Origin of the sequence: Halorubrum sp. Atlit-26R, from assembly GCF_003666015.1 — an archaeon.
Classification (GTDB): Archaea; Halobacteriota; Halobacteria; order Halobacteriales; family Haloferacaceae; genus Halorubrum.
Genome location: NZ_QPLT01000020.1, coordinates 1 through 26,077, shown reverse-complemented (window position 1 = coordinate 26,077; position 26,077 = coordinate 1). Strand labels below are relative to the sequence as shown.

The window sequence follows — 26,077 nt, the reverse complement described above, 5'->3', positions numbered from 1 at the left end:
GTAATGGCAGTCGCCGCCCCAGTCCCCGACCTCGACGACCGCGCGACCGACTGCGCCGATCGGCTGCGCGAGGCCGGCCGGGCCCTGCTCGCGTCGCACATCGACGCCGACGGGATCACGAGCGCCGCGATCGCGTCCACCGCGCTCGCCCGGGCCGGGATCGACCACGAGGTCGTCTTCGAGAAGCAGCTCGACGACGACGCGATCGCCGGGATCGCCGCCCGCGAGTTCGACGTCGTCCTCTTCACCGACTTCGGCTCCGGCCAGCTCGACGTCATCGCCGACCACGAGGAGCGCGGCGACTTCGTCTCCGTCATCGCCGACCACCACCAGCCCGCCGACCGCGACACGCGCTACCACCTCAACCCTCTGCTCGAAGGGATCGACGGCGCGAGCGAACTCTCCGGCGCCGGCGCGAGCTACCTCCTCGCCCGCGCCTTAGAGGGGCCCGACGGCGACAACCGCGACCTCGCCGCGCTCGCGGTCGTCGGCGCGGTCGGCGACATGCAGGACTCCGACGGCGAACTCGTCGGCGCCAACGAGTCGATCGTCGCCGACGGCGTCGACGCCGGCGTCGTCGAGGCCCGGACCGACCTCGACCTGTACGGCAGACAGACCCGGCCGCTCCCGAAGCTCTTGGAGTACGCCTCCGACGTGAAGATCCCGGGGATCTCGAACGACGAGGCGGGAGCGATCTCCTTCCTCACCGACCTCGACATCGACGTGAAACGCGACGGGGAGTGGCGGCGCTGGGTCGACCTCGACGGCGGGGAGCGACAGGCCCTCGCGTCGGCGCTGATGCGCCGCGCGGTCGCCTCCGGCGTCCCGTCCGAGCGGATCGAGGCGCTCGTCGGGACCTCCTACACGCTCGTCGACGAGGAGCCCGGCACCGAACTGCGCGACGTCAGCGAGTTCTCCACCCTGCTCAACGCGACCGCGCGCTACGAGCGCGGCGACGTGGGCCTCGCGGTATGTCTCGGCGACCGCGGCGACGCGCTCGCGGAGGCGCGCCGGCTGCTCCGCACCCACCGGAAGAACCTCTCTGAGGGGCTCCAGTGGGTCAAAAACGAGGGTGTCACCCACGAGGAGCACCTCCAGTGGTTCGACGCCGGATCGCGCATCCGCGAGACCATCGTCGGTATCGTCGCGGGGATGGCGGTCGGCTCGCCCGCGGTCGACCGCTCGAAGCCGGTGATCGCCTTCGCCGAGGAGAGCGCCGAGGAACTGAAGGTGTCCTCGCGCGGCTCGCACGCGCTCGTGCGGCAGGGGCTCGACCTCTCTGTAGTGATGCGCGAAGCGAGCCAGGCCGTCGGCGGCGACGGCGGCGGGCACGACGTGGCCGCGGGCGCGACCATCCCGATCGACGAGCGCGACGCGTTCCTCGCCGAGGCGGACCGGATCGTCGGCGAACAGCTCTCTTAACGGGGACGCAGACGACGCCCGGTCGTCACCCGACCGTCCGGCGGACCCAGCCCGACGCGCCGCTCGGGACGGGGCCGGACTCCTCGCGGGTCTGGCGCGTCCCCTCGCCGTCGACCGCGCGGACGACGACCTCGCGCTCCCCGTCGGCCTCGAAGACGTGGCGCCACTGCCGCCAGACGTCCGCGTCGGGGAGCGGATCGGAGAGCTCGGCGTCGGTCCACGAGTCGCCGCCGTCGGTCGACACCTCGACGCGCTCGACGCCGGGGGTCCCGGCGTAGGCGTGGCCGGCCAGTTCGATCCGGCCGTCGCCGAGCTCCGTGACCCCCTCGTCCCAGAGCTTGGCGACGGTGGTCACCTCGCCGGTTCCCTCCCAGCCGCGCTCCTCCCAGTAGCCGTCGTCTTCGACGTTCAGCAGTTCGATCTCCGAGAGCCATTTCACGTTCGTCTCGCCCCAGTGGCCCGGGATCAACACCCGGACCGGGTGGCCGTGGCTCGTCGGGAGCTCCTTCCCGTTCATCCCCCACGCGAGGAACCCCTCGGCGAGGACGTCGACCGGGAACTCGACGTAGTACCCGTCCTCGCCGCGCAGCATGGCGCAGTTACAGTCGCCCTGGGGGTCCACGGATTCGAGCAGCGGGCGGATCGGCGTCCCCGTCCAGACGGCGTTGCCGATACGGCGGCCGTTCTGGTCCTCGCCCACGCACCGCAGCGTCACCGCGCGGTCCTCGGCGGGGCGCTCGATCAGCTCGTCGAAGTCGACCGTCCGCTCGGAGCCGGTCTCGCCGGTGAACGTCAGCGACCACTCCTCGGCGGCGACCTCCGGGTCGAACTCCGCGATGTCGACGTTGTAGAACTCGCCGATAGGCGTCACCATCCCCTGGAGGCCGTCGCTTTCGACCGCCAGCGACGCCGATCCGAGTTCTCGGAGCCGCGCGGCCGCGCCCTCCGACCGCGGGGCGTCGGGAAGGGGCTCGTCCTCCGACGCGAGCGCTCGCCGGCCCACCGCGGTCGCGGCGACGAACCCGAGCGCCCCGGCGACGAGCCCGAGGGTCCGCCGGCGCACCGCGTCGACGACGGCCGGTGCGTCCCTCACTGCGTCGGTGTCGCCTCCGGACGGGGCTGCGGACGACGGCAGCCACCCGACCCCGACGACGGCCGCCGCGGGGAGCGCCGCGCCCAGCGCGCCCGTCGAGACGCTCGTCAGGCCGGCCGCGAGCAGCCAGGACCCCCCTCCCGCGACCGCGGCGCCGACCGCTCGCCGGTCCGTGCGCGCGGCGAGCCGAAGGCCCGCGAACGCGACCGCCCCGAACAGTCCGACAGCGACCGCGAACGCCAGCGCGATGTGGATCAGGTGGCCCGCCTCGCCGAGCGTCTCGATCGTCGCCGTCACGATCGGTCCGGGAGTCAGGTCGACGACGGTCTGGTCGACCGGCCTGACGACGAACGACGGCGTCCACCCCGCGACGAGGTACGAGCCGGAGATCGCGGCCGCGCCGGCGGCCGCGGCGAGGAGCGTTTCCCGCCGCTCGGTAACGTTGATCACGAGTAGCGTTAGGGCCACAGTCACTTGAACTGCGGCCTCGGCCGAAACCCCCTACAGTACCGTCGGCGTTGCCGGAGTACGCACAGCCGCGACGGCGAGAAAAGCGGTCGGAGCGAGCGCCGCGAGCGATCGCGTTGAGGCGAGCGACGTCGAGACGGACGGCGTCGCGTCAGGCCTCGCCGAGGTCGCGGAACATCGCGCGGTAGTCGTCGGTCGACAGCGACTCGCCGAGGTCGTCGATGTCGGCGTCGAGCTCCTCTAACCGGTCGACGAGGTCGGCGTACGCGTCGTTCCCCTCGCGCTGTGCGGCCGGCTTCTGCGAGCTCAACACGGCGCGCTTGCTGGCGAGCGCGGCGGCCTCCTGGACGAGGTCGTCGTACTCGCTGCGGGTCAGGAGGGTGTCGATGGCCGCGAGCAGCTTCGTGCGGCTCACCGGCTTGGTGAGGTAGAGGTCGAACCCCATGTCGATGATGTCGAAGTCGGGCTCGACCGCGGTGACCATCGCCACGCGGCAGTCGTACCCCTCCCCGCGGATGTGGTCCAAGACGTCGTCGCCGCTCCCGTCGGGGAGGCGGCGATCGAGGAGCACCACGTCGACGGCGGCGTCGACCCGGTCGATCGCCTCGGCCGCGGTCTCGGCGACGTCGACGTCGTACCGCTCCTCCAAGAAGCCGGCGTACAGCGCCGCGATGTCTGGCTCGTCCTCCACGACGAGTACCGACGGGTCGCTCACCGCCGATCACCGCCGGGAGCGACCGGACACGCTTCACCGGGCATACACGAACGGGCGGCGTGTCGAGAGATAAAACTGTCGCCCTTCGTGCGCCCGACGTACCGAGCCATCCGTTCCGACGCACTGAACCGTCTTTTATATACTCCGACCGTCTAGGGGGAGACGAATGTCAGAACTCGTCTCCACCGGGGTCGAGGGGCTCGACTCCATTCTCACCGGCGGCATCACCCAGCGGTCGACGGTCCTCGTCTCCGGCAACCCGGGTACCGGCAAGAGCATCTTCGGCATCCAGTACCTCCACCACGGCGTCTCCGAACACGGCGAGCGCGGCGTCTACGTCTCCTTCGAGGAGGACGAGGCCGACATCCGCGGCGCGGCCGAGTCCGTCGGCTTCGAGGGGTTCGACGAGATGGTCGACGACGGCGACATAGTCATCCTCGACAAGCGCGAGATGTTACGGGAGACCGACTTCTCGACCGCGGTCGACCGCCTGCTCGACACCGTCGAGGACGGCGAGTTCGACCGGCTCGTCCTCGACTCGCTGTCGATGTTCCAGCTGTTCTTCGACGCCGAACAGGAGAAGCGCACGTACCTGCTGAAGTTCTCGGACATCCTCAAGGCCAACGGGCTCACCTCGCTGCTGATCAACGAGCAGGGCGCCGTCTTCCCGGACACGGAGGTCGGATTAGAGAACTTCCTCACGGACGGGAACATCTACTTCATCCAGACGCCGACCGACTCCGGCGTCAACCGCTACGTCTGGGTGGCGAAGATGCGGAAACAGGACATCGACACCGACATCTTCCCGATGGAGATCGGGCAGGGCGGGATCACGGTCCACGAGCGCGCGGGCGGCTTCTCGATGATGGGCGGCTCCGACGACCAGCCGTCGTTCTGACGGTCCGGTCGCCGGCCGGCCACCTCGCTACTCCCGAGAGGAGAGGTCGCGCCACACGTCGTCGAGGCGGTTCTTCACCGCCGACCGCTCCTCCACCTCGACGGTGAGCCCGTCGCGGAAGTCGACCTCCACCCCGTCGACCTTCCGGCGGTACACCTTCACGCGTCGGTGCTCGTCCGAGAGCGGCCGGTCGTGTAGTTCGAGGAGGTCCGCCTCCTCCAGCTCGTTTATGCGTCGATAACACGTCGCGATCGGGACGTCCAACTGGTCGCTGAGGTCCTGCGCCGACTTCGCGTCGCCCGTCGCCGTCAGGATGTCCGTGTTGTATTTGTTACCGAGTACGGTAATCAGATCGTCCCCCACCATTCACGTTATCGAGATTGATTTTTATCTCTTATAATGGTACCGGTGATTGTCTCATCCGGCGAACGTCCCGATTCGCCGTGCGGGGCGGGGACCGCGACCGCTTCGACGGTCCGAACCGTCGAGTCGTGTTATCGCCGCTGATACCCGCCACCGTGGGTTTATCACCGGCGTTCGAGCAGAGTGGGTATGGAGCTCATCGAGGGATTGTACCTGATGACGACCACCGTGCTGGCCGGCGCGAGCGCGACGCTCGTCGCGTTCGCGGTCGCGGCGTACCGCTCGTCCGGCCGCACGGCGATGGCGTACTTGGCGGTCGGCTTCGGACTCGTCGTCGTCGCGGCGGTGGGGACGCCCGCGGCCGCCTTCCGAACCGAATTCGGTAACGCTGAGGCGCTGCTCTTGGTCAACACCGGACTGCTGGCGGCGTCGATGGCGCTCGTCGCCGGGAGCCTCGCCGTCTACGAGCCGGGGACCCGGGAGTTCGTTATCCCCGAGTCGGAGCTGTCGCGCCTCCGCGATCGGTGAAGCCGAGCGGCATAGGAGGGGAACCGTTCTCCCCTCCTGCGACCGCGGCCGTCGGTCTTCGTTCCTCGTCGCCGGTCTCCGTCCGTTTTCCCCGCTGGTTCGTCGCCGAGCGCCCGCGACACGCGCGGGCTCCTCAGATCCAACCCTGAGAATCCGTCGTCGATTTCGTTAATTAGTTCTGTAATTACTTGGCCACAATAAACACGAAAACCGAACGACGTAAGTTGTTTATCAAACTGGATAACCGGGTACGTGATCTTAAGTAGGAATTCCCCATCGCTATCGATAACGCCCGCCGGGCAGGCCGGGGGCCGACGCAACACAACCAATGTTCGAAGCAATCACGGACGAGGAACAACGCGGTCAAGTGGGGATCGGGACCCTCATCGTGTTCATCGCGATGGTGCTGGTGGCGGCGATCGCCGCCGGCGTTCTGATCAACACTGCTGGGTTCCTCCAGACGCAGGCGGAAGCAACGGGCGAAGAGAGTACAAGTCAGGTCTCCGACCGGATTCAGGTCGTGAGTCAGTCGGGCAACGTGACCGACGCACAAGAGGTTGACCAGATCGACTTCGTTGTCGCAAAGGCTCCCGGTGCGGGCAGCATCGACCTCAATCAGGTGAGCACACAGCTCATCGGAGCGAACGGTCAGGAGTCGTTCCAGCTCAGTGAGTTGGGGGACGTCAACGGAAATGCCGCAGTACAGATCTTCACCGATCCAGGGAATAGCGACGTCGTGTTGACCGACAGCAGCGACCGGGCGGAGGTTCGGGTCAACCTGACGGCGACGAACGTCGACTACGCGAACCTCGAATCCGGCGACCAGCTATCGGTGACGTTCACGACCGCCTCGGGCGCGACGACGACGACGGAGATTCGTGTCCCGACGACGCTGACGAGTGACCAGACTTCGGTGAGGCTGTAACAATGTTCGAGTTCATTAACAACGACGACGACCGCGGCCAGGTCGGTATCGGCACGCTCATCGTGTTCATCGCGATGGTGCTTGTCGCTGCGATCGCCGCCGGCGTCCTGATCAACACGGCTGGGTTCCTCCAGTCACAGGCGGAAGCGACCGGACAAGAGAGCACTGACCTCGTCTCCGAGCGGATCGACGTGACGAGTACTGTCGGTATTGTCAACGATAATACTGATCCGCAGACTCTCTCCGAGATCCGCGTCGGCGTTGCCGGTGCGGCGGGCTCCAATCAGATCGACCTGAGTTCAGCGACGATACAGGCGGTCGGGCCTAACGGACAGGAGAACCTGATCTTCACCGACAATGACAACGCCACGGGGAATGGGGCTGACAATGGCGATACGCTCCTAGATGATTCCTCTATGGGAGTCAGCGACATTCCAGAGGGTACGTTCGCGGTCCAAAACTCGACCGGTAACTACACAACCGCGTCCGAAGCGGTTCTGAACGACAACGAGCGGTTCACGGTCGTCTTCAACCCCGAGACCGAACCGTTCGGGGAGACGGACGACGCCTTCAGTCAGGGGCAGCAGTCGTCGCTCGACATCGTCTCGCCCTCGGGCGCGACGACCAGCGTCGACCTCCGCGCGCCCGACCTCTTCACCGAGGGCGGCGAAGCGGTCCGGCTCTAGCGAGCCTCGAACAGCGCGGTAACCACAACGTCGGCGGCTCGGCCGCCCGCAACACCTATTTTTCGGCGCGCGCTACCACGACCCATGAGTGACGACGATGCGGTACCGACCGACCCGGACGAGCTCGATTTCACCGACGACGAGAACGTCGTCGAGATCGGGGAGGGCCGCTACGTCGTCGGGACGAACGGCCGCCCCAACGTCGGTCGCTCGCGCGGGCAGCGCCGCGCCCCGCCCGAGGACGCCTCCGGGTTCACTGCCGCCGACCCGGCGAGCCCGGAGGAGCGGCGCCCGGCCGGCGACGACCCGCGGTCGAGCGCAGCCGGGCCCGGCGTCGGCGAGCGCGGGCCGCAGGGCGGCGGCGGACAGCCCGGCGGCGGCCAGCAGTCCGGAGGCCAACCGGGCGGCGGCGGACAGCCCGGCGGCGGCCAACCACCGCCGAACGCGCAGGGACGGCGTCGAAACCAGGCCGCAGCGGGCGGTAACGCGGTCGACCGACAGGCGGTGAGCCGGTGGTTAGCCAACTCCTTCGACGGCGACGGCTTCGACTACGGCATCGACGCGACGCTCCACGCGAACGGCGACACCACCCGCCAGCGGATGGTGTCGAACGACGTGACGGCGACGTTCGACACGCTCGTCACGTGGTTCGCGTCGAACGCCGGCCCGAGTTCGCCGACGCCGGAGGCGATCGGGCTGCTGCTTGCGGCCTCCGAGACGACCGTCGACATCCCACCGGTGATGATAAAACGGTTCGCGGCGAGTCAGGGACTCTCCGCGAGCGACAGCATCGGCGACCTAGTTCGGGCGGCCGAGGAAGAGGGCGGGTTCAGGATCGAGTGATACGGGGGAGAGAGCGACGTGCCCGCTACCCCAACAGCACGAACAGCGCGATTCCGATCAGCGCGAACACCGCGTAGATCCCCGCCATCACCTCGCGCTTGAGCGGGCTGCCGAGCGGCTCCGCGGTGAGCCGCCGGATCGGCGGCAGGATCGCGATCCCGGCGAGGATCAGTGGTAAGGCGCTGAGCGGATTGTTCTGAACGAGCGTGAGCGCGACGACGATCGTTCCGTACCCGAGGACGTAACACCCGCGGCGCCAGAGCTGCTCGCGGTCGGTGAGTTCCTCGGTCGGGACGAAGCCCGACCCGCCGTCCTCGTCGCCGTCGACACCGCCCTCGGACTCGGCCGCGACCTGCTGGGCCTGCCGCTGCACGAACTCGTTGAGTTCATCCGCGGCGTCCTCCGTCTGGGGGGTGCCGCACTCAACGCAGTAGCGAGCCTCGTCGTCGAGTGACGAGTCGCACCGGGGACAGGTCTTCATCGTAGTGTGTACGGCAGACGGTCCGGATTAATTCTTCGGAAGACCGTCGCTTGCCCATCTCTGACTTTCGGGTTCTCTCCCTCCGCCGGTCCGGGTCGGTTATCAACCGTAATATTCGAAGCCGTACATTTTAATTCGTTACTCCCGCACGTCGACGCAGATGGACCCGCTGCAGCGGTATCGACCTCGCGAAACGAGCGGCGACGATGGGTCCGACCCATGCGACCGGTTATCGTCCCTCCGGACCGGATGCCCGGACTCTCAGACCGTGACCGCGCTCGGTCGGAACTTCGACGCGCGGCGGGACGCCCTCGATCGCGTGACCATGTCTGAGCGCGCCGTCGGAACGCTGCTCCTCTTGCTGCTGGTCGTGCTGTTCGCCCTCGCCTCGGGGACCGCTGCGGCGGCGGGTCACGGACTCGATCGCGCCGACGGGACGGCTCCCCTCCACGCGGCGGGTACGGACGGCTTCCACACGATCGACGACGCGGACCGAAATCTCAGCTCGGGCGGGACGTTCTGGCAGGGACAGACGGTCGCGTTCGACGATCCCAACGGAATCGTCGAGGGTGACCGACTACACCTCCGGGAGTACGACGACGAGGCGGACGAGTTGGGAGCCCTTGTCCGCGAGTTCGAGCTCGACGGCCCGGTTCGGATCGACACGGCGTCACTTCAGGGCACGTATGTCCTCGTCCCGGCGGGGGAGCGGACAAGCGCGGTCGCGGTCGACAATGGGACGATCACCGGAACCACCGAGGCGGAGTCGGCCGCCCCGTTCGAGGTGCTCGTGCAGACGCTCGACGTGCGCTTGGTTGGGAGCGGCACCGGCAACGGGACCGTCGAGACGGACCTCGAACTGGAGCTGACGTCGAATCGCGCCCGGTACAACGTGAACGTCACTGCCCCGGGCCTGACGTTCGACGATCTCGAGTCCGCGTTCATCCGCGACCGCCTGCTCAGGGACCGGAACGCGCCGCACGCTGACCGACCCCCGATCGATCGCCGCGGCGACGGCTACGGGATGTACGCCGACGATGACGTGATCGTCCTGCGCGGGTTCGCCGACGGGCGGCTCCGGTCGGACTTCGGCGAGGCCGAGTCGATCCCCCGCGCCGTCACCGTCGAGGTGTCCGACACGGGCGTCACGGACACCGCGGAGATCTCGGCGAGCGGCATCGAGACCGGTCCGTTCGAGATAACCGAGGTCTCTACCCCGAGCCCGGTCGAACCGGGCGCGACGGTGACGCTCTCCGCCACGGTCCGGAACCGGTGGAGCACGATGAGCGAGCGGGACGTGACGTTCCAGCTCGGCGACGGGAGACGGACCGCGATCGAACTGTCCCTCCCTGCCGGCGCGTCGACCGCCGTCTCCACGACCCTCTCGGCGCCGAGCGAGCCCAGGGAGTACGAGTTCACCGTCGACACCGACGGCGACTCGGCCAACGGGACGGTCACGGTGACTGACCCGAACGGCTCCGACGATGGATCGGACGACGGAAGTGACGGCGGTGACGAGGACGGCGGTGGCGAGGACGACGGAAGTGACGAGAACGACGGTAACGCCAGCGACGGCGACGGTGAAGACGACGGCGGTGGCGACGGTCCCATCGCGATCGATGTCGATCTCCGGCTGGGCGCGGGGGCGCTGCTCACCCTCCTGTCCGGGGCCGGAGTCGTCGCGTGGCGTCGTCGCTGAGGTCGTCACGCCCGCCGCCCCGATTATAGCGGGCGAGAACTGCACCCGATATCTTAAATTCTCCCGTTCGATACCTCGCCGTATCCGATGGATTCCGTCACGTCGACCGGCGGCCCCCCCGGTTCCCGCCGCTTGCTGGTCGTTGGACTGCTGGTGTGCTGTGCCGTCGGCCTGGCGGCGTCTGTCCCGTCGGGCGCGGCGCAGTCCGGCGCCAACGGCACCGTTGAGGGGACCGTCACCAACGCCGCCGACGAGCCGATCTCCGGCGCGACGGTGACGGTGATGGTTGACAACCACCCGGACCTGACGAACACGACCAACGAAAACGGGAACTATGAGATCGACGAGGTCCCGTACGACGAACAGCAGCTGGTGGTGACCCACGATAAGTACGAAGAGCTGGGCACCGACGTCGCGGTGTCGACGACGAACTCCCCGGTGACGGAAGATGTCACCCTGACGCGAAAGATGGGAACGCTGACCGGAACGATCGTGGGCGAGTCCGGTCCGATGGGGGGCGAGCCGCTCCCCGAAGTCACCGTCACGGTCCAACACGACAACGAGACGGACCGAGAGATCATAGAAGCCACTGCGGACGAGTACGAATGGCACGTCGAGACCAACCAGAATAATAAGTCCGTGATCACGACCGAGACCGGCGGAGACGGTCGGTACGAGATTGAAGTCCCGACGGGAGATGTCTCGGTCAATGCAACTCAGGACGGGTTTACCTCGACTCAGAACGAGTCCGATCCGGGTGAGGAGGCGACGGTCCCGAACGACGGGACGGCCACCCGAAACGTCGATCTGGCTCCCGTCCTCACGACCGTCGACGGGACGGTCACAAACACCGAGGAGGAACCGATTGCGGGCGCGACGGTTTTCGTCGACGCGGACACGACCATCTGGCCCGGTATCGACCAGAACTCTCTGGAAGCCGAAACCGACGGGGACGGGACCTACGAGATACGCAAGGTCCCGTCGACGACGACGACTGGCGGGCAGCGCGATGTCGTGGCGAGCGCCGACACGTTCGAGACGAAGACGATGTCGGGGTCGATCCCCGAGGACGGGCTGACGGAGAACTTCGATCTCACTCACGTGGACAACGACATCACGGGGCGTGTCATCGGCCCGAACGGAAACGGGCTGCACAACGTGTCGGTCCGGATCGAGGGCAGCGTGGATGGCAGCGCGACGACCGGCTCGGACGGGCGGTACCAGCTCTCGGACGTTCCGTTCGGGACGCACACGGTGGTCGCGGAGCACGCCGACTACGAGACCCGAAGTCACTCCGTGGAGGTCGGGCGGACGGGGGAGCCGGAGACCGAACAAGACTTCGACCTGCCCCGCGCGACCGACGTGCGGCTGTCGGTGGACGACGTGTGGACGGACCTCGGACAGGCCACGGAGACGGTGACGGTCAGATACACCTTCGACGAGGAGGTGGAAGACAAGGTGAACGTCGCGGTCGAGGGGCCGTCGTCGACGATCGACAACAGGACGGTGACCGTCGGCCACGAGCCGGAGTCGTCGTACACGGAGACGTTCCAGCTGCCGGCCCGGAGCGAGATCGACGACGGCGACTACACCGCCGAAGTCAGCGCCCTCGGCGAGAACGCCTCGTCGTCGTTCGCGGTGTCGAACGCCTTCGAGAGCGGCGCCGTCGAGTTCTCACAGGACCGGTACCAGTCGCCAGCGGGTGACTTCGTCGTGGTCGATGTCACGATGGATGACACGCTTGACGAGGCGTACCTCCTCGTCGGCGGCGACCGGGAGGCGGGAGAGCGCAGCCTCCAGAACCACCTCGATGTCCTACACGTGACCGGCGACGCGTCGTTCGTGATCAACACTCGGCTCGTCGGCACCGACGCACCCTCCGAGGATGTGTACATCCCCATCTCCGACGGCGAGGTGACAAGCTACGCGCACAGCATCGGCGCCGCGAATGACCCGGACGACGAGGGCGTGGACCCGGCGGGGACGTTCTCCGACGTGACGTTCCAGAACCACCGCGGCACCGAGGTGGCGGACACGCTCGCCGAGTTCCGCGATGAGGTTGGGCTCACCGCGCGCGGGAGTCCCCTTCAGGCCGGCCGGTACCGCCTCGTCGCCGGCGGGACCGGAACCGTGATGATCCGCGACGACGATGTCCCCGACTTCCGACACCCGGTCGACCGGTCGAACCTCGTCCTCACGCAACCGGTGCTCGGCGAGGTGAACACGTACGTCCTCCCGCCCGGCCCGGCTGACCAGCTCGACCGGTTCGACGAGGAGTCGGGGCCGCTTCAGCTCGGCGACATCGGGTCGCTCCGCGCCGACGCCACCGAGACCGACACGATCGCCCGCGGCGACCGGATCCTCGTCGAGGTGCGCGGAAGCGGGACCTTCGGCGCACTTCTGGCGGGCGATACTGACCATCCCGCGATCAACGAGGGCGTCGATTCCGGGGAGAGCGCCCCCGGGAACATCGGCACTAAGCAGTTCGCGACACTGCTCGAACGCCACGAGGGCATCCATGCGGAACTCACGCACCAGTCGCTCGGTGCGCCGAACAACCCAGGATCGACGCTTCGGTTCACCGATGTCGCCAGCAGCGACCTCTATATACTCCCAGATGACAGCGCATTCCAGTGGGAGAGTGGCGATGCCATCGGTGACGATCCAGTCGTCGGCGGCCTTTACTTCGTGATCGATACCCGTGGATCGGATCCGTTCGATAACCAACCCCGTGACGGCGATGAGCTTGCCTTCGAGATGGCGTACGAGTCTCCCGAAGACGAACGGTACCAGTTTGAGGACTACTCGCTCGCCGACGGGGAACAACCCGCCCCGTTCGACCCGGCTGTCGAGGAGAGCAACGCCCTCGAACACTACCCGTACTTCGGTGACGACGACACGACGGTGCGGACGAACGACTCATTTGTCTTCGAGGAGCCGTACGTTGAGTACCGCCAGACGGGTCTCGACAGGGAACTGATGATCCCGTCCAGTCAGAACGGGGTGATCGCCGGGAACACGAACATCGCTCCCAACTCGGACGTCACGGTCCAGCTGATCGCGAGCGACCGTCCCGAGCCGACGACGATTACCGTCGAAGATGTCACCATCGACGAGGACGGCGGGTTTGAGGTCGTTCACGATTTTTCCGACCTGGAGCCCGGTGAACGCGTTGAAGTTGAGTTCTACACACCCGAACGGCTCGTCGGGAACAGACTGCTGGACAAACGCGGTGCGATCGTGGTTGATGATCTTGACGCTCCGGCCTACTTCGATGTCAGCAACCTCACAGCAGAAACGACGGTCGCTCAGGGCGACCGTTTGGACTCAATAGCGGGCGAGGTCACCAACACGGGCGAGATTGCCGACCGACAGATGGTTGAGTTCTCTATTGATGGCAAAACTGTGACGGAAACGTCGACGACACTCGACAGCACGGAGTCGACGACACTCGATCTTTCTGACCAGTTCGTTGTCCTTCCACCGGGGCAGTACGAGTATGCCCTCCGGACAGACGATGACGAAGAGACAGGACAGTTGACAGTCACGGAGACGAGTGATGGAAACATCACCGAGGAAGACGGTGACAACGGGACTACCCAGACAGTGAGCGAATCACCGGCGACCGGAACTACGTCGAACTCAGCATCTACTACCGGGAACGGCACTGATGCTGACGAAAACAACTCAGACGATGGTGGAAACGGTCCAAACGGTGATGATAGTCAATCTAACTCAGTGCCGGCGGTACCATTTGGCATTGGAACGCGCGAGGCGCTCGGCGGCACGGTCCTCGTCGGCGCCGTCCACCTCCTCGGCCACTGGGTGTGACTCCGGCGGCCGGAACCGGTCGCGTCCCGCTCCGTTCTCAGCGCTGAGAACCGCGGGGGAGCGATTAAGTGATCGCTGCGCCCGGTTTCAGACAACAATGGCTACGCGGGTACTCATCGCCGACGACTCGGAGTTCATGCGGAACCTCCTCCGGGAGATCCTCGAAGGCGAGTTCGAGATCGTCGGGGAGGCGGAGAACGGCGTGGAGGCGGTGAACATGTACGAGGAGCACGGGCCGGACCTCGTGATGATGGACATCGTGATGCCGATCCGCGACGGGATCGAGGCGACGACGGAGATCCTCGAAGAGAACCCCGACGCGACGGTGATCATGTGCACCAGCGTCGGGCAGGAGGAGAAGATGAAGGCGGCGATCAAGGCGGGCGCGGAGGGGTACATCACGAAGCCGTTCCAGAAGCCGAACGTGCTCGACGCCATCGGCTCGGCGGTATAATGCGCGTCGACGTCCGCGCGCTCGGCGCCTGTAACCGCCTCGCGGAGCGGGGGGCGAAACAGGCCGCCGGCGCGCTCTCGGACCTCACCGGGACCGACCTCGCCGTGGAGGTGACGGGCGCGAGCGTCGCGAGCGGCGAGGACCTCGCGGAGTCGTTCGCCGGCCGGGAGTCGATCGGCGTGAGCGTCGGGCTCCGCGGCGGGTTAGACGGCGAGGCGGTCCTCGCGTTCGACGCCGCCAACGTCGACGCCCTGCTCTCGCTGCTCCCCGGGGGGCAGTCGATGGAGCGGAGCGCGGTGACGGAGGTCGGCAACATCGCGCTCGGGGGATTCCTCGACGGCTGGGCGAACTACCTCGGGAAGGCGATCGACATGTCGCCGCCGCGCTACTTCGAGGCGGACGGCGCGGCGGTGCTGCCGGACGGCGCGCTCGCCGGTGACGGCGTGTTCCTCTTCGAGAGCCGCCTCGACGCGACGACGACGGACCTCGACTTCTCGATCTACATGCTGCCCGACTCGGGGCCGTTCCGCGACCTCATCGTCGGGAAGACGGCGCCCGCGGCGACCGCCGGCGGCGAGGCGGACGGCGGCACTTCGAGCACGGCGGTGCCGTACGAGTCGCTGTCGACGTTCTCGTCGCTGGCGAAGAAGGGGTCGGCGAACGCCGCCGACAACATCGCGATGATGACCGGGTTAGAGACCAGCGTCGACGTGAGCCGGCTCCGGTTCGTCCCGCTCGCGGACGTGCCCGCGGAGGTCGGCACCGAGCCGCACGCGGGCACGGTGTTCGAGCTCCAGGGCGAGCCGAGCGGCTACCTCGCCATCCTCTTCGAGGAGTCGTCGGCGGCGGCGGTCGCGGACGCAATGTTACCGATGGAGCCCGACGAGCCGCTCGGGGACATGGCCCAGAACGCGCTCTGCGAGCTCGGCAACGTGATGACGAGCGGGTTTATCGACGGGTGGGCGAACGTCCTCGGCACGTCGATCACTCACTCGCCGCCGGAGTTCGTCCACGACATCGGCGCGTCGACGATCAGCCCGCTCGTCGCGAAGCTGAGCGAGCGGCAGGACTACGGGTTCGTGATCGACACCGCGATCCAGACGGAGGGGATTCAGGCGCGCTGTGACGTGTACGCGCTCCCCGACGAGCGCGAACTGGCCCGGGCGCTCGACCGGCTCTCGGAGCCGTGACCCGCTCGCTCTCCGACGATCGGCCGGACGAGCCGGCGGACCGAACGGAGAGCGGCGGGGACGCGGTCGCCGACGCCGAGCCGGCGACCGTCACCGGCGGCGCGGCTGGCGACGACCCCGGCCGGATCAAGGTGGGCGTGGGCGAGCTCGCGGTCACGAGCGACGACGCGGTCCTGACGACCAGCGGGCTCGGCTCGTGCGTCGCGGTCGCGCTCGTCGACCAGCGGGCGGGCGTCCGCGGCCTCCTCCACGCCATGTTGCCCGCCGGGGAGGGACGAACGAAGGCGATCTCCCGGCCAGCGAAGTACGTCGATACCGGGATCGACTCGCTGATCGGGGCGCTCGACGACGCCGGCGCCGACCCCCGCCGCCTGGAAGCCCGAGTCGCCGGCGGCGCCGAGATGCTGGACCTCACCGACGCGGTCGGCCCGCGGAACGTCGAGCGCGTCGGCGAAGTGCTCGACGCCGCGGGCGTCCCCGTCGTCGCCAGCGACGTCGGCGACGCGGTGGGCCGGACCGTCCGGTTCGGGCCGGACGGCCGGCTCGTCGTCCGGGCCGCGGACGGCTTCGAACGAGCGATCTGACCGGACTGGGCCGTTCCGTCCCGGCTACGGCCCGTTTCCGCGTTCGATCGCGCTCCGATCTCTCCGTGCCCGTGCCCCTCAACCAGCGATGTACACGCTGCGCCGTGCTTTCTCATGGCTGATATTTTGAGGGGTGAATTGAAGTGGGTTCTGCGGGTGGTACACGGTAATGGGCCTCGAACTACCGGTGTGGGGAGCTCCAACCGCCGCCTGGGCAGTCGCCACGCTGGGGCTCGTCGGTGCGAGCGTCCTCGACAGGTTCCTCGACGACGACGGATCCGACGACGACGGTTCCGGAGGTATGGACGGCGACGACGATCCCTTCGGCGGCGACATGGGCGGCGGAGGGATGGGTGGCGGCATGGGCGGCGGCGGTGGCGGCGGAGGCGGCGACGGCTTCGACGACTTCGACGGCATGGACGAGTGGGACGACGAGTTCGACGACGGCGGCGGCGGTGGCGGCGGCGCGGCCACCGACGAGCTGGAGAACCGGCTCGACGAGCTCGAAAACGAGGTCGCGTCGCTCTCCTCGACCGTCTCGACGGTCCGCTCGGAGAACGAGGAGATATCGAACGCCGTCGACGACATCGAGGAGGACGTCCGCAACCTCCTCGACATCTACGAGATGGTCACCCGCGGCATCAACCCGTTCGTCGACGACTCCGGCGGCTTCGACAGCGTCGCCGGCGGCGGCGAGGGCTCGTTCGGCATCTTCGACGACGAGGACGGCGGCGAGGAGGAGGACCTCGACGAGGACGTCGCGAACGCCGACGCGGACGGGTTCTTCGACGACGACCTCCTCGACGAAGAGGAGGAGGGAGACGAGTTCGACGACTTGGACAACGACGCGGACGGCGACGACGAGTTCGACGACCTCGACGACGACGGGTTCGACGACCTCGACGACGATCTCGACGACGAGTTCGACGAACTGGACGACGACAGCACGGACGACGCCGCGTCCGAGACCGAAACGGCGGACGACGGAGACGACATGAACGACGATGGAAAGAGTTTCAGCGAACTGAAAGAAGAGTACGACTCCGGGGAGGCCGACTGGGCCGAGGAGGGCGACGACGCCGCGGACGAGGACCCGTTCGAGGACGGGGACGACTCGTTCGCCGACCCCGGCGACGAAACCGACTCGTTCGACGACGCCGACGGCGGCCTCGGGGACGACGACCTCGGCGGCGACGACCTCGGGGCCGGAGGCGACGAGTTCGGCGAACCGGCGGATCCGGAGCCGGCGGGCGGCGCGGCCGACCCGGATCCGGCGGACGGCGTCGATCCGGAGCCGGCGCCCGACCGCCGACCCGGCGGTGATCCCGCGGAAGCCTCCGGCGGCTTCGAGTACGTCGGGAAAGACGACCTCTCGAGCGGGAACGGCCGCGGCAAGCCGTACCTCACCGAGCTGCCCGGCGACTACGTCGGCGACCTCCTCGTGATGGAGTGGCTGGAGTTCCTCGTCTCCGAGAGCGACGTCACCGACGCGGTGCGCGCGATCAACTACTACGAGCGGATCGAGTGGATCGGTCCCGACGCCGCGGCGCGGCTCCGGGACTTCCTCTCCGGGTTCGGGACGATCGACCGCAACCTCGTCGACCGGCCGGGAACCGACCGGCTCGTCCGCGAGCACCACACCCGCAGCCTCCGGTACGTGACCCAGCTCAACGGCACCAGCAGCCACACGGTCCTCTTGGACCGCTGGGACGACCTCGCCGGCGGCTCGATGGTCGGCGGCGGGCCCGTCAACGGACGCCGCGGCGGCCGCCGCGGCGGACGCGTCGATTCCGGTCGCAACGGTCGCAACGACCGCGACGATCGGCCGGAATCGAAGCGGAACGGTCACGACGAGCCCGGCCGGCGGGACGCGCCCGACGAGCGCGAGCGACGCACGAACGGCACGGACCACGGCGGCGCGGGACGCGAGGCGGACGCGGACCGCCGCGACGACCGGCGCGACCGGAACGGTTCCACGCGACCGATGAACGATCCGAATCCCCGTTCCGACCGCGCCGATCCGGCCGACGGAGGGTGGGGAGATGGGCGTTAGCGTCTCCGCGTCCACGGCCATCATCGTCGCGGGGCTGTTCTTCGCGTTCACGACGTTCTACCCCGTGGCGGCCAACGGGCTCGACCGCGTCTCCGACGCCCAACACGGCGTCAACGAGCGCGCGCTCGAGCGGCAGAACACCGACTTCGCGGTGACGAACGCGACGTACAACGTCAGTTCCGGCGTCCTCACTGTTAACGCCACCAACGAGGGATCGATCGGGCTCGTCGCCGGCGACGCGACGCTCGTCGTCGGCAACGAGTACGTCGACGTGGGCGGGGCGAACGCGGACACGACCGTCGACGGCGACGGCGACACCGCGCTCTGGCTCGGCGACGAGACGCTGTCGGTGAGGGTCGCACAGGGCGAGACGGAGACGACGATCGAGGAGGGCACGCGGGTCGTCCTCGTCGTCGAGTCCGGCGTCCGCGACGCCGCGACCGTCACGGAGGTGGGCGCGTAGATGGCCAGCGTTCCCGTCTCGCATCTCATCCTGTTCATCGCGAGCCTTGTGATCGCCGCGGGCGTCGTCGGCACGATCACGACCGGCGTCGACCGCGTGAGCGCCGCCGTCGACGACGCCGGCCTCGACGCGACCGAGCAGCTCCGGACCGACGTGACGGTCATCTCGGACCCCAGCGCGGGGGTGTACAACGCGACCGAGGAGAACGTCACGCTGTTGATAAAGAACACCGGGACGTATCGGTTGGCGCCCGACGGCTCCGACCTCGACGTCGTCTTCGACGGTGCGTACGTCCGGCCGGACGCGCTCTCCGGGGAGCTGGTCTCCGCGGACGGCGCGAACGCGTGGAGCCGCGGCGACGTGTTGCGGCTCACGATAGACGTGAGCGAGATCGAGGGGCAGGACGGCGGGCTCGTCGACGGCGACCACCGCGTCTACCTCTCCGTGAACGGCGACGAGGAGCTGTTCCAGTTCCGCGTGGAGGGGGGTAACTGAGATGCCTCACGACAACCTCCTCTCTTTGGGCCTCGGCGACCGCGACCGGCTCAACAAGGAGCTGGGCGGCGGCATCCCCCGCGGCAGCATCGTCCTCATGGAGGGCGACTACGGGGCGGGCAAAAGCGCCATCTCCCAGCGGTTCGCCTACGGGCTCGTTCAGGAGGGCGCGTCGGTGACGATGATGTCGACGGAGCTCACCGTCCGCGGGTTCATCGACCAGATGCACTCGCTGGAGTACGACATGGTGAAGCCCCTCTTACAGGAGGAGCTGCTCTTCCTCCACGCCGACTTCGACTCCGGCGGCGCCTTCTCCGACGGCGACGGCGAGCGCAAGGAGCTGCTCAAGCGGCTGATGGACGCCGAGGCGATGTGGAACTCCGACGTCGTCTTCCTCGACACGTTCGACGCCATCTTCCGGAACGACCCCACCTTCGAGGCCTTGGTGCGGAAGAACGAGGAGCGGCAGGCCGCCCTGGAGATCATCTCCTTCTTCCGCGAGATCATCTCGCAGGGGAAGGTGGTCGTGCTCACCGTCGACCCCTCGGCGGTCGACGACGACGCCATCGGCCCGTTCCGGTCGATCGCGGACGTGTTCCTCCAGCTCGAGATGATCGAGGTCGGCAACGACATCCGCCGGCAGATCAACGTGAAGCGGTTCGCGGGCATGGGCGAACAGGTCGGCGACACGATCGGGTTCTCGGTCCGTTCCGGAACCGGAATCGTCATCGAGAGCCGCAGCGTCGCCTGACACATGACCGCTCGACGCACAGCCGGTCCGCGCGCGCGGACCGCGACCACCGCGACCGGGCGTAGGCCCGCCACGACGACCGGGCGTAGGCCCGCCACGACGACCGGGTGTAGGACATGACCGAACACGGCACCGCACAACCGTCCGAAGAGCTCCGAAAGGCGGCCATGCGGCGGCCGCACCTCCGGGAGCACCTCCGCGAGTTCAAGCAGATCACCGGGGAGTTCCCGCAGTTCATCGAGGAGCCGAAAGACGAGTACGAGTCCGCCCGGCCGAACGTCATCTACCCGGTCGGCGGCCCCATCTACAGCCACATCTACGGCGACCTCGGGCAGGACACGAAGTACTACGCCATCGAGCCGGAGGTGTCCGGCCCGCAGGCGGAGATCCTCAACGAGGTGAAAAACCGGCTGCTCACCGTGAGCGGCCAGCACACCGCGCCGGAGAACGAGGCCGAGTACGACGACCTCATCGAGGAGCTGCTCGAGGAGGTCACCCACGTCGACGACACCACTTCCGGCTGGCGTAAGGGCCTCTCGAAGCTGAAGAACTTCGGGAAGCTGTCGGTCACCGAGGAGACGTACGAGAACATCCGCTACCGGCTCAACCGCGACATCGTCGGGCTCGGCCCGCTCGAACCGGTGATGCGCGACCCGGCCAACGAGGACATCCACGTCATCGGCCCCAAGGAGTGTCACGTCGACCACGGCACGTTCGGCATGCTGGAGACGACCGTCGACTTCGGGACGCCCCAGGAGTTCGACAACTGGCTGCGCAACATGGGCGAGCGCATCGGCGACCCGCTCTCCGACTCCGACCCCATCGTCGACTCCACGCTGCCGGACGGGTCGCGTATCAACATCATCTACTCCGACGACGTCTCGCTGAAGGGCTCCTCGCTCACCATCCGGCAGGGCGAGGAGGTGCCGCTGTCGATCAACCAGATCACCAACTGGGGGACGCTGTCGCCCGAACTCGCGGCGTACCTCTGGCTCTGTCTGGAGAACGAGCAGACGGTGTTCGTGGTCGGGGAGACGGCGTCCGGGAAGACGACGACGCTGAACGCCATCCTCTCGTACATCCCGGACGACTCGAAGATATACACCGCGGAGGACACCGCCGAGGTCATCCCGCCGCACAGCACCTGGCAGCAGCTCCTGACCCGTGAGGGCGGCGGCGAGGGCTCCTCCGACGTCGACATGTTCGACCTGGTCGCCGCCGCGCTGCGGTCGCGTCCCGACTACATCATCGTGGGCGAGGTCCGCGGCGCAGAGGGGCGCATGGCGTTCCAGGCCGCCCAGACCGGCCACCCGGTGATGCTGACGTTCCACGCGTCGGACATCGTCTCGATGATCCAGCGGTTCACCTCCGAGCCGATCAACGTCCCGGAGACGTTCATGGACAACGCCGACGTGGCGCTGTTCCAGAACCGCGTGAAACAGGGCGACCAGGTCCTGCGCCGCGTGACGAGCGTCCAGGAGATCGAGGGGTACTCCAAGGAGATGGAGGGGGTCGTCACCCGCGAGGTGTTCAGCTGGGACCCCGTCGAAGACGAGATCGTCTTCCAGGGGATGAACAACTCCTACGTGCTCGAAGAGCAGATCGCGACCCTGCTGGGGTACGCCGACACCCGCGACATCTACGACGACCTCGACTTCCGCGCGGAGCTCATCGAGCGGATGATCCAGGAGGGAATCCTCGGCTACCACGAGGTGAACGACGCGATCAACTCGTTCCAGCGCGACGGCGTCGAGGGCCTCCCCTTCGACATGCACCGGAACACGAGGTAGCGACGATGGGGGCGATCTAAGCGATGGCGGTGAAACAGTTCGGCGACGGGCTCGCGACGGCCGCGCAGCTGACCTCCGAGGTGATGGAGTCGTACGAGCAGCTCGACATCTCCAAGGGGAAGTACGTCGGCCTCGTGCTGCTGCCGGCCGTGTTCGTGTTCCTCGGCAGCGTCGTCGGCCTGGTCGCGCTGCCGCTCCCCTTCGCCGCCCGGGTCCCGATCCCGATGTTCGGCGGGCTCGTCCTGTTCGCGGCCGTCATCTACCCGAAGATCTACCTCTCAAGCCTTGAGACGAAGATCGACAACCAGCTGCACCTCGTGATGACCCACATGACGGTGCTGTCGACGACGAACATCGACCGGATGGAGGTGTTCCGGACGCTGGCGCAAGAGGAGGAGTACGGCGTCGCCGCCGAGGAGATCGGCCGCGTCGTCCACCTCGTCGACACGTGGAACCAGAGCCTCGACGACGCCTGTCGCCGCCGCGCGCAGGAGGTCCCCTCCGACGCGATGGCCGACTTCTTCGACCGCCTCGGCTACACGATGGGCGCGGGCCAGTCGCTCGAGGAGTTCCTCGTCTCCGAGCAGGACGTGATGCTCGCGCAGTACGAGACCCGCTACGAGTCCGCGCTCTCGAACTTGGAGGTGATGAAGGACCTCTACATGTCGATGATCCTCTCGATGACGTTCGCGTTGGTGTTCGCCGTCGTCCTCCCGATCCTCACCGGCAACGACCCGACCGCGACGGTGGCGGCGGTCATCGTGCTCTTCGTCTTCGTCCAGCTCGGCTTCTACGCGATGATCCGCGCGACGTCGCCGTACGACCCGATCTGGTACCACCCGGACGAGCGGTCGCCGGGCGACCTGAAGCTGTGGGGGTCGCTGATCGGCGGCGGCGGGCTCACCTTCGTCCTCATCGGGATCACGGCCGCCGGGATGTTCGGATACGGCCCCGGCCTCCCCGGCCTCCTCTTCTTCCTCGACGACGTCCGGCTCCCGCTGTACCTCGCGGTCCCCATCTCGCCGCTCATCGTCACCGGGGTGGTCCTCCGGCAGGAGGAGCAGGCGATCACCGCCCGCGACGGCGAGTTCCCCTCGTTCGTGCGCGCGCTGGGCGCGACCGAGAGCGCGAAGCAGTCGACGACCACGGACGTGTTGACGACGCTGCGCGACAAGAACTTCGGCGAGCTCTCCGAGGCCATCGAGCGGCTCTACCGCCGGCTCAACATGCGGATCAGCACCGAAGGAGCGTGGCGAGCGTTCACGCGTGACACGCGCTCGTACCTCATTCAGAAGTTCTCCGAGATGTACCTCGTCGGCCGGCGGATGGGCGGGGACCCGAAGATGCTCGGCGAGCTGATCTCGAAGAACATGAACGCCGTCAACCAGCTCCGCGAGCAGCGGCGGCAGGCGGCGATGACGTTCATCGGGCTGCTGTACGGGATCACGGCGGCCGCGACGTTCGCCTTCTTCATCGGACTGGAGATCGTCGCGATCTTAGCCGACCTGACCTCGGACTTCGGGCTCGACCAGATGGACATCGGCCAGATCGTCTACCCCGGCGCCTACGACATCCCGCTCATCGAGTACCTCCTCCTGACGGTCGTCCTCTTCAACGCCGCGCTCTCCTCGCAGATGATCCGCCGGATCGACGGCGGCAACCCCGCGAACGGCTACATCCACTTCGTCCTCCTGACGTGGCTCGGCGCGGGCACCGCCATCGCGACGCGGACGCTCGTCAACGCAATCTTGTCGATCTGAGCGCGGGGTTTCCGTCTCCGGCCCCGTTCGACTCACTCCTCGAACAGCGTCGGCTCGGCGACCGCCGCGTCCGCCGCGTCGCGCCACGAGCGCGACGGCGTCCACCCGAACAGCCGCGCCGCCTTCTCGATCGCGTAGACGCCGCGGTCGTCGCCCTCGGCGATCGCGCTCTCGTCGACCGCGCAGTCGGTCGGGATCTCGCCGTAGGACTCGCGCAGCAGGTCGAGTAGGGGTCGGCCGAGCGCGTTGTCGCCCGCGACGCAGTTGACCGCCTCGTGGGTGCCGGGGGCGACGGCGGGGTCGTCGCCGAGGAGGTCCGCGAGCGCGGCCGCGACGAGGTCGGCGACGTCGCGGACGTCGACGTACGACCAGAAGTTGCCGGCGCCGGCGTCGAGGTCGTCGACGTACTCGTCGGCGCGGCAGGCGTACGCGCCGGGGTACTGGATCCACGACGGACGTATCGAGACGGCCGGCACGTCGTGGCGGCGCGCGACCGCGCCCGCGGCCGCCTCCGCGGTCACCTTCGAGAGCCCGTACGGGTCCTCGGGGCGGAGCGGGTGGGCCTCGGTGACCGGCAGCTCGTCCGGGAACGGCGTCGGGTCGGCGAAGAAGAAGCCGTAGGCGCCGTCGCTGGAGGCCTGGACGACCGGGGCGTCCGCCCGGCCGGCCGCGTCGAGGACGTGCTTCGCGGCGAGCGCGTTCGTCTCGAACACCCGCCCCTCGGGGTGGGTGCCGGCGACGGGGATCGCGGCCCAGTGGACGACGGCGTCGGGGTCGACGGCGGCGACGACGTCGAGGGCCTGGTCGCGCTCCGCGAGGTCGGCCGCGCGGAACGAGACGTTCGGGGCCGGGTCGACGCCGAGTCCCGGGTGGTCGTAGTCGACGACGACGACCTCGTAGTCGCCGGCGAGGCGGTCGACGACCCAGCGCCCGGAGGCGCCGCGGCCGCCGGTGACGAGGACTGTCTCCATGTCCGTCCCTCGGGGAGCGCCCGAAAAAGGGCGTTGTTCGTCGGTTCGCCGCGCTCGCCGCTCGTCGACACGGGCGTCGATCGGCGACCACGGCCTCCCGCTCCGGCAACCTTTAACGCGCCGAGCGGTAACTTCCGGGTATGGACTGGAAGACAGACTGGGGACTCCGTGGACGGATGGGGTTCACGATGTTCCTCCTCTTCGCCCTCTACGTCGTGTTCATCGGCGTCCTGATCGAGGTGTTCAACGTCGGGATCATCTTCACGCTCGCGATGTTCGGCGCGTTCTCGCTCGCGCAGTACTTCTTCAGCGACAAGCTGGCGCTGCGGAGCATGGGCGCCCGCGAGGTGAGCGCCGACGAGTACCCGGACCTCCACCGCCGGATCGAGCGGCTGAGCCAGCAGGCCGACCTCCCGAAGCCGACGGTCGCGGTCGCGGACACGCAGGTGCCGAACGCGTTCGCGACCGGGCGGAACAAGAAGAACGCCACCGTCGCGGTGACCACCGGGCTGCTCCAGGCGCTCGACGAGGACGAGCTCGACGGCGTGCTCGCCCACGAGCTCGCCCACGTCAAGAACCGCGACGTGATGGTGATGACCATCGCGTCGTTCCTCTCGACCATCGCCTTCTTCATCGTGCGGTGGGGGTGGCTGCTCGGCGGCGACAACCGCCAGGGCGCGCCCGTCATCGTCGCGATCGTCGCGTCGCTTCTGGTGTGGGTGATCTCCTTCCTGCTTATCCGCGCGCTCTCGCGGTACCGCGAGTACTCCGCGGACCGCGGCGCGGCGCTGATCACCGGGAAGCCCGGTGCGCTCGCCTCCGCGCTGATGACGATCGACGGCCGGATGGACAAGGTGCCCAAGGAGGACCTCCGCGAGGAGGCGGAGATGAACGCGTTCTTCATCATCCCGATCAAGGCCGGCTTCGTCGGGAAGATCGCCTCGACGCACCCCTCGACGGAGAACCGCATCGAGAAGCTCCGAGAGCTGGAAAAGGAGATGGAGACGGTCTGAAACGGAGATTGACTGATGGTTCTAGTCAGTCCTTTATAAGGCGTTGACCGTGGGTCGGTGACAGACATCGCCGAAGTCCCAGCCGCTTATTTATAAGACGCTGAGGACAGGTCGACGACGAACACCTCCGAAGCCCCAGTCGATCATTTATAAGACGTTGCGGACAGGTCGACGACGAACACCTCCGAAGCCCCAGCCGGGAGGGCGGCGCACGCTCGCTGCGCTCCTCACTCGTTCGCTCCGCTCACTCGTTGCGGTGCTTACGTCGCCTGCGCCGCCCTCCCGGCTGCCCCTTCGAGTCCCGCCCCGGACAGCACCGCAACCGCGCCTCACGCCTCCCCAGCCTCGTCGACCGCCCTTCGCTTCGCTCGGGCGGCCGACTCCCTCGCGCGTGCTGACTCGCGGCCGCCGATGGCGGCCGCTCGCAGGCACGCGCCACCGCAGTTCATTTATAAATGATCACGAAGAGTCGCGGGTCGCGTAAAGTTAGAGGATGAGGCGTTCGACTTCAGAGTGCTTATGGCCGAAATCGAACGCCTCACCGAAGGTATCGCGTGGATCGACTTGTCGTTTGTGGAGCGAGATAGGACTCCACGCTGGG

General features: G+C 67.8%; 23 protein-coding genes. 18 read left to right on the top strand and 5 right to left on the bottom strand.

The genetic code is table 11. The features are described from left to right. The first annotated feature begins 3 nt into the window (after positions 1-3). Positions 4-1,422: a DHH family phosphoesterase gene (locus DVK07_RS16925; RefSeq protein ID WP_121598124.1), complete on the top strand. Its 1,419-nt coding sequence runs from the start codon at positions 4-6 to the stop codon at positions 1,420-1,422. A gap of 25 nt (positions 1,423-1,447) precedes the next feature. Here DVK07_RS16925 and DVK07_RS16920 read toward each other — a convergent pair whose 3' ends face one another. Next, the gene (locus DVK07_RS16920) at positions 1,448-2,965 is read right to left on the bottom strand and encodes a molybdopterin-dependent oxidoreductase (RefSeq protein WP_121598123.1); all 1,518 of its coding nucleotides are present in this window, start codon (positions 2,963-2,965) and stop codon (positions 1,448-1,450) included. A gap of 169 nt (positions 2,966-3,134) precedes the next feature. Then, entirely contained in the window at positions 3,135-3,698 is a 564-nt protein-coding gene (locus DVK07_RS16915) for a HalX domain-containing protein (protein WP_121598122.1), read from the bottom strand. 166 nt (positions 3,699-3,864) lie between these two features. On the opposite strand from DVK07_RS16915, the gene DVK07_RS16910 reads away from it, so the two are divergent. Then, positions 3,865-4,596 carry an ATPase domain-containing protein gene (locus tag DVK07_RS16910; protein ID WP_121598121.1) on the top strand — a complete coding sequence of 244 codons (732 nt, stop codon included), beginning with the start codon at positions 3,865-3,867 and terminating at the stop codon, positions 4,594-4,596. A gap of 27 nt (positions 4,597-4,623) precedes the next feature. Here DVK07_RS16910 and DVK07_RS16905 read toward each other — a convergent pair whose 3' ends face one another. Next, the gene (locus DVK07_RS16905) at positions 4,624-4,962 is read right to left on the bottom strand and encodes a helix-turn-helix domain-containing protein (protein ID WP_004597591.1); all 339 of its coding nucleotides are present in this window, start codon (positions 4,960-4,962) and stop codon (positions 4,624-4,626) included. Between the two features lie 186 nt (positions 4,963-5,148). Here DVK07_RS16905 and DVK07_RS16900 point away from each other — a divergent pair, with 186 nt between their 5' ends. The 4 genes from DVK07_RS16900 (at position 5,149) to DVK07_RS16885 (ending at position 7,941) form a co-directional block, all read left to right on the top strand. Then, positions 5,149-5,487 carry a hypothetical protein gene (locus DVK07_RS16900; RefSeq protein ID WP_121598120.1) on the top strand — a complete coding sequence of 113 codons (339 nt, stop codon included), beginning with the start codon at positions 5,149-5,151 and terminating at the stop codon, positions 5,485-5,487. Positions 5,488-5,815: 328 nt separating this feature from the next. Further along, a complete protein-coding gene (locus DVK07_RS16895; RefSeq protein ID WP_121598119.1) occupies positions 5,816-6,412 on the top strand; it encodes an archaellin/type IV pilin N-terminal domain-containing protein in 597 nt (198 codons plus the stop codon). Between the two features lie 2 nt (positions 6,413-6,414). Further along, a complete protein-coding gene (locus DVK07_RS16890; protein ID WP_121598118.1) occupies positions 6,415-7,098 on the top strand; it encodes an archaellin/type IV pilin N-terminal domain-containing protein in 684 nt (227 codons plus the stop codon). 84 nt (positions 7,099-7,182) lie between these two features. After that, positions 7,183-7,941: a hypothetical protein gene (locus DVK07_RS16885; protein WP_121598117.1), complete on the top strand. Its 759-nt coding sequence runs from the start codon at positions 7,183-7,185 to the stop codon at positions 7,939-7,941. A gap of 25 nt (positions 7,942-7,966) precedes the next feature. On the opposite strand, the gene DVK07_RS16880 is transcribed toward DVK07_RS16885, so the two are convergent. Then, the gene (locus DVK07_RS16880; RefSeq protein WP_121598116.1) at positions 7,967-8,422 is read right to left on the bottom strand and encodes a zinc ribbon domain-containing protein; all 456 of its coding nucleotides are present in this window, start codon (positions 8,420-8,422) and stop codon (positions 7,967-7,969) included. Between the two features lie 268 nt (positions 8,423-8,690). Between DVK07_RS16880 and DVK07_RS16875 the strand changes: the two genes are divergently transcribed. The 11 genes from DVK07_RS16875 to flaJ all read left to right on the top strand — a co-directional run bounded on the left by DVK07_RS16875 (position 8,691) and on the right by flaJ (position 23,492). Further along, positions 8,691-10,121, top strand: coding sequence for a hypothetical protein (locus tag DVK07_RS16875; protein WP_147441197.1), 1,431 nt, complete (start codon positions 8,691-8,693; stop codon positions 10,119-10,121). Between the two features lie 87 nt (positions 10,122-10,208). After that, complete coding sequence (locus tag DVK07_RS16870) at positions 10,209-13,952, top strand: carboxypeptidase-like regulatory domain-containing protein (RefSeq protein WP_121598114.1); 3,744 nt, start codon at positions 10,209-10,211, stop codon at positions 13,950-13,952. A 97-nt stretch (positions 13,953-14,049) separates the two neighbouring features. Continuing rightward, complete coding sequence (cheY, locus tag DVK07_RS16865; RefSeq protein WP_004597560.1) at positions 14,050-14,406, top strand: chemotaxis protein CheY; 357 nt, start codon at positions 14,050-14,052, stop codon at positions 14,404-14,406. After that, positions 14,406-15,596: a chemotaxis protein CheC gene (locus DVK07_RS16860; RefSeq protein ID WP_121598113.1), complete on the top strand. Its 1,191-nt coding sequence runs from the start codon at positions 14,406-14,408 to the stop codon at positions 15,594-15,596. Before cheY ends, DVK07_RS16860 begins: the two co-directional genes overlap by 1 nt. After that, positions 15,593-16,180 (top strand): chemotaxis protein CheD, encoded by a 588-nt coding sequence (locus DVK07_RS16855; protein ID WP_017343760.1) that lies wholly within the window; start codon positions 15,593-15,595, stop codon positions 16,178-16,180. Before DVK07_RS16860 ends, DVK07_RS16855 begins: the two co-directional genes overlap by 4 nt. 169 nt (positions 16,181-16,349) lie before the next feature. Beyond that, positions 16,350-18,233 (top strand): FlaD/FlaE family flagellar protein, encoded by a 1,884-nt coding sequence (locus tag DVK07_RS16850; protein ID WP_121598112.1) that lies wholly within the window; start codon positions 16,350-16,352, stop codon positions 18,231-18,233. Continuing rightward, positions 18,223-18,696: a flagellin gene (locus DVK07_RS16845; RefSeq protein ID WP_121598111.1), complete on the top strand. Its 474-nt coding sequence runs from the start codon at positions 18,223-18,225 to the stop codon at positions 18,694-18,696. The genes DVK07_RS16850 and DVK07_RS16845 overlap by 11 nt, the downstream gene beginning before the upstream one ends. Beyond that, entirely contained in the window at positions 18,697-19,191 is a 495-nt protein-coding gene (locus tag DVK07_RS16840) for a flagellar protein G (protein ID WP_121598110.1), read from the top strand. Position 19,192: 1 nt separating this feature from the next. After that, a complete protein-coding gene (locus DVK07_RS16835; protein WP_121598109.1) occupies positions 19,193-19,942 on the top strand; it encodes an ATPase domain-containing protein in 750 nt (249 codons plus the stop codon). 116 nt (positions 19,943-20,058) lie between these two features. Beyond that, positions 20,059-21,732, top strand: a complete 1,674-nt coding sequence (locus DVK07_RS16830) for a type II/IV secretion system ATPase subunit (RefSeq protein WP_121598108.1) — start codon at positions 20,059-20,061, stop codon at positions 21,730-21,732. A 23-nt stretch (positions 21,733-21,755) separates the two neighbouring features. Further along, a complete protein-coding gene (gene flaJ, locus DVK07_RS16825) occupies positions 21,756-23,492 on the top strand; it encodes an archaellar assembly protein FlaJ (RefSeq protein ID WP_121598107.1) in 1,737 nt (578 codons plus the stop codon). Positions 23,493-23,524: 32 nt separating this feature from the next. Here the strand turns inward: flaJ and DVK07_RS16820 are convergent, their stop codons facing one another. After that, positions 23,525-24,463, bottom strand: a complete 939-nt coding sequence (locus tag DVK07_RS16820) for an NAD(P)-dependent oxidoreductase (RefSeq protein ID WP_121598106.1) — start codon at positions 24,461-24,463, stop codon at positions 23,525-23,527. 140 nt (positions 24,464-24,603) lie between these two features. Here DVK07_RS16820 and htpX point away from each other — a divergent pair, with 140 nt between their 5' ends. Further along, positions 24,604-25,476: a zinc metalloprotease HtpX gene (gene htpX, locus DVK07_RS16815; protein ID WP_121598105.1), complete on the top strand. Its 873-nt coding sequence runs from the start codon at positions 24,604-24,606 to the stop codon at positions 25,474-25,476. Positions 25,477-26,077 lie beyond the last annotated feature (601 nt).

What these genes read in the sequence shown, in the direction of transcription:
- DVK07_RS16830 (WP_121598108.1), top strand. Translation starts at nt 20,059, where the DNA reads ATGACCGAACACGGCACCGCACAACCGTCCGAAGAGCTCCGAAAGGCG.
- DVK07_RS16845 (WP_121598111.1), top strand. Translation starts at nt 18,223, where the DNA reads ATGGGCGTTAGCGTCTCCGCGTCCACGGCCATCATCGTCGCGGGGCTG.
- DVK07_RS16870 (WP_121598114.1), top strand. Translation starts at nt 10,209, where the DNA reads ATGGATTCCGTCACGTCGACCGGCGGCCCCCCCGGTTCCCGCCGCTTG.
- DVK07_RS16900 (WP_121598120.1), top strand. Translation starts at nt 5,149, where the DNA reads ATGGAGCTCATCGAGGGATTGTACCTGATGACGACCACCGTGCTGGCC.
- DVK07_RS16895 (WP_121598119.1), top strand. Translation starts at nt 5,816, where the DNA reads ATGTTCGAAGCAATCACGGACGAGGAACAACGCGGTCAAGTGGGGATC.
- DVK07_RS16890 (WP_121598118.1), top strand. Translation starts at nt 6,415, where the DNA reads ATGTTCGAGTTCATTAACAACGACGACGACCGCGGCCAGGTCGGTATC.
- htpX (WP_121598105.1), top strand. Translation starts at nt 24,604, where the DNA reads ATGGACTGGAAGACAGACTGGGGACTCCGTGGACGGATGGGGTTCACG.
- DVK07_RS16885 (WP_121598117.1), top strand. Translation starts at nt 7,183, where the DNA reads ATGAGTGACGACGATGCGGTACCGACCGACCCGGACGAGCTCGATTTC.
- DVK07_RS16910 (WP_121598121.1), top strand. Translation starts at nt 3,865, where the DNA reads ATGTCAGAACTCGTCTCCACCGGGGTCGAGGGGCTCGACTCCATTCTC.
- flaJ (WP_121598107.1), top strand. Translation starts at nt 21,756, where the DNA reads ATGGCGGTGAAACAGTTCGGCGACGGGCTCGCGACGGCCGCGCAGCTG.
- DVK07_RS16840 (WP_121598110.1), top strand. Translation starts at nt 18,697, where the DNA reads ATGGCCAGCGTTCCCGTCTCGCATCTCATCCTGTTCATCGCGAGCCTT.
- DVK07_RS16835 (WP_121598109.1), top strand. Translation starts at nt 19,193, where the DNA reads ATGCCTCACGACAACCTCCTCTCTTTGGGCCTCGGCGACCGCGACCGG.
- cheY (WP_004597560.1), top strand. Translation starts at nt 14,050, where the DNA reads ATGGCTACGCGGGTACTCATCGCCGACGACTCGGAGTTCATGCGGAAC.
- DVK07_RS16880 (WP_121598116.1), bottom strand. Translation starts at nt 8,422, where the DNA reads ATGAAGACCTGTCCCCGGTGCGACTCGTCACTCGACGACGAGGCTCGC.
- DVK07_RS16850 (WP_121598112.1), top strand. Translation starts at nt 16,350, where the DNA reads ATGGGCCTCGAACTACCGGTGTGGGGAGCTCCAACCGCCGCCTGGGCA.
- DVK07_RS16860 (WP_121598113.1), top strand. Translation starts at nt 14,406, where the DNA reads ATGCGCGTCGACGTCCGCGCGCTCGGCGCCTGTAACCGCCTCGCGGAG.
- DVK07_RS16820 (WP_121598106.1), bottom strand. Translation starts at nt 24,463, where the DNA reads ATGGAGACAGTCCTCGTCACCGGCGGCCGCGGCGCCTCCGGGCGCTGG.
- DVK07_RS16925 (WP_121598124.1), top strand. Translation starts at nt 4, where the DNA reads ATGGCAGTCGCCGCCCCAGTCCCCGACCTCGACGACCGCGCGACCGAC.
- DVK07_RS16905 (WP_004597591.1), bottom strand. Translation starts at nt 4,962, where the DNA reads ATGGTGGGGGACGATCTGATTACCGTACTCGGTAACAAATACAACACG.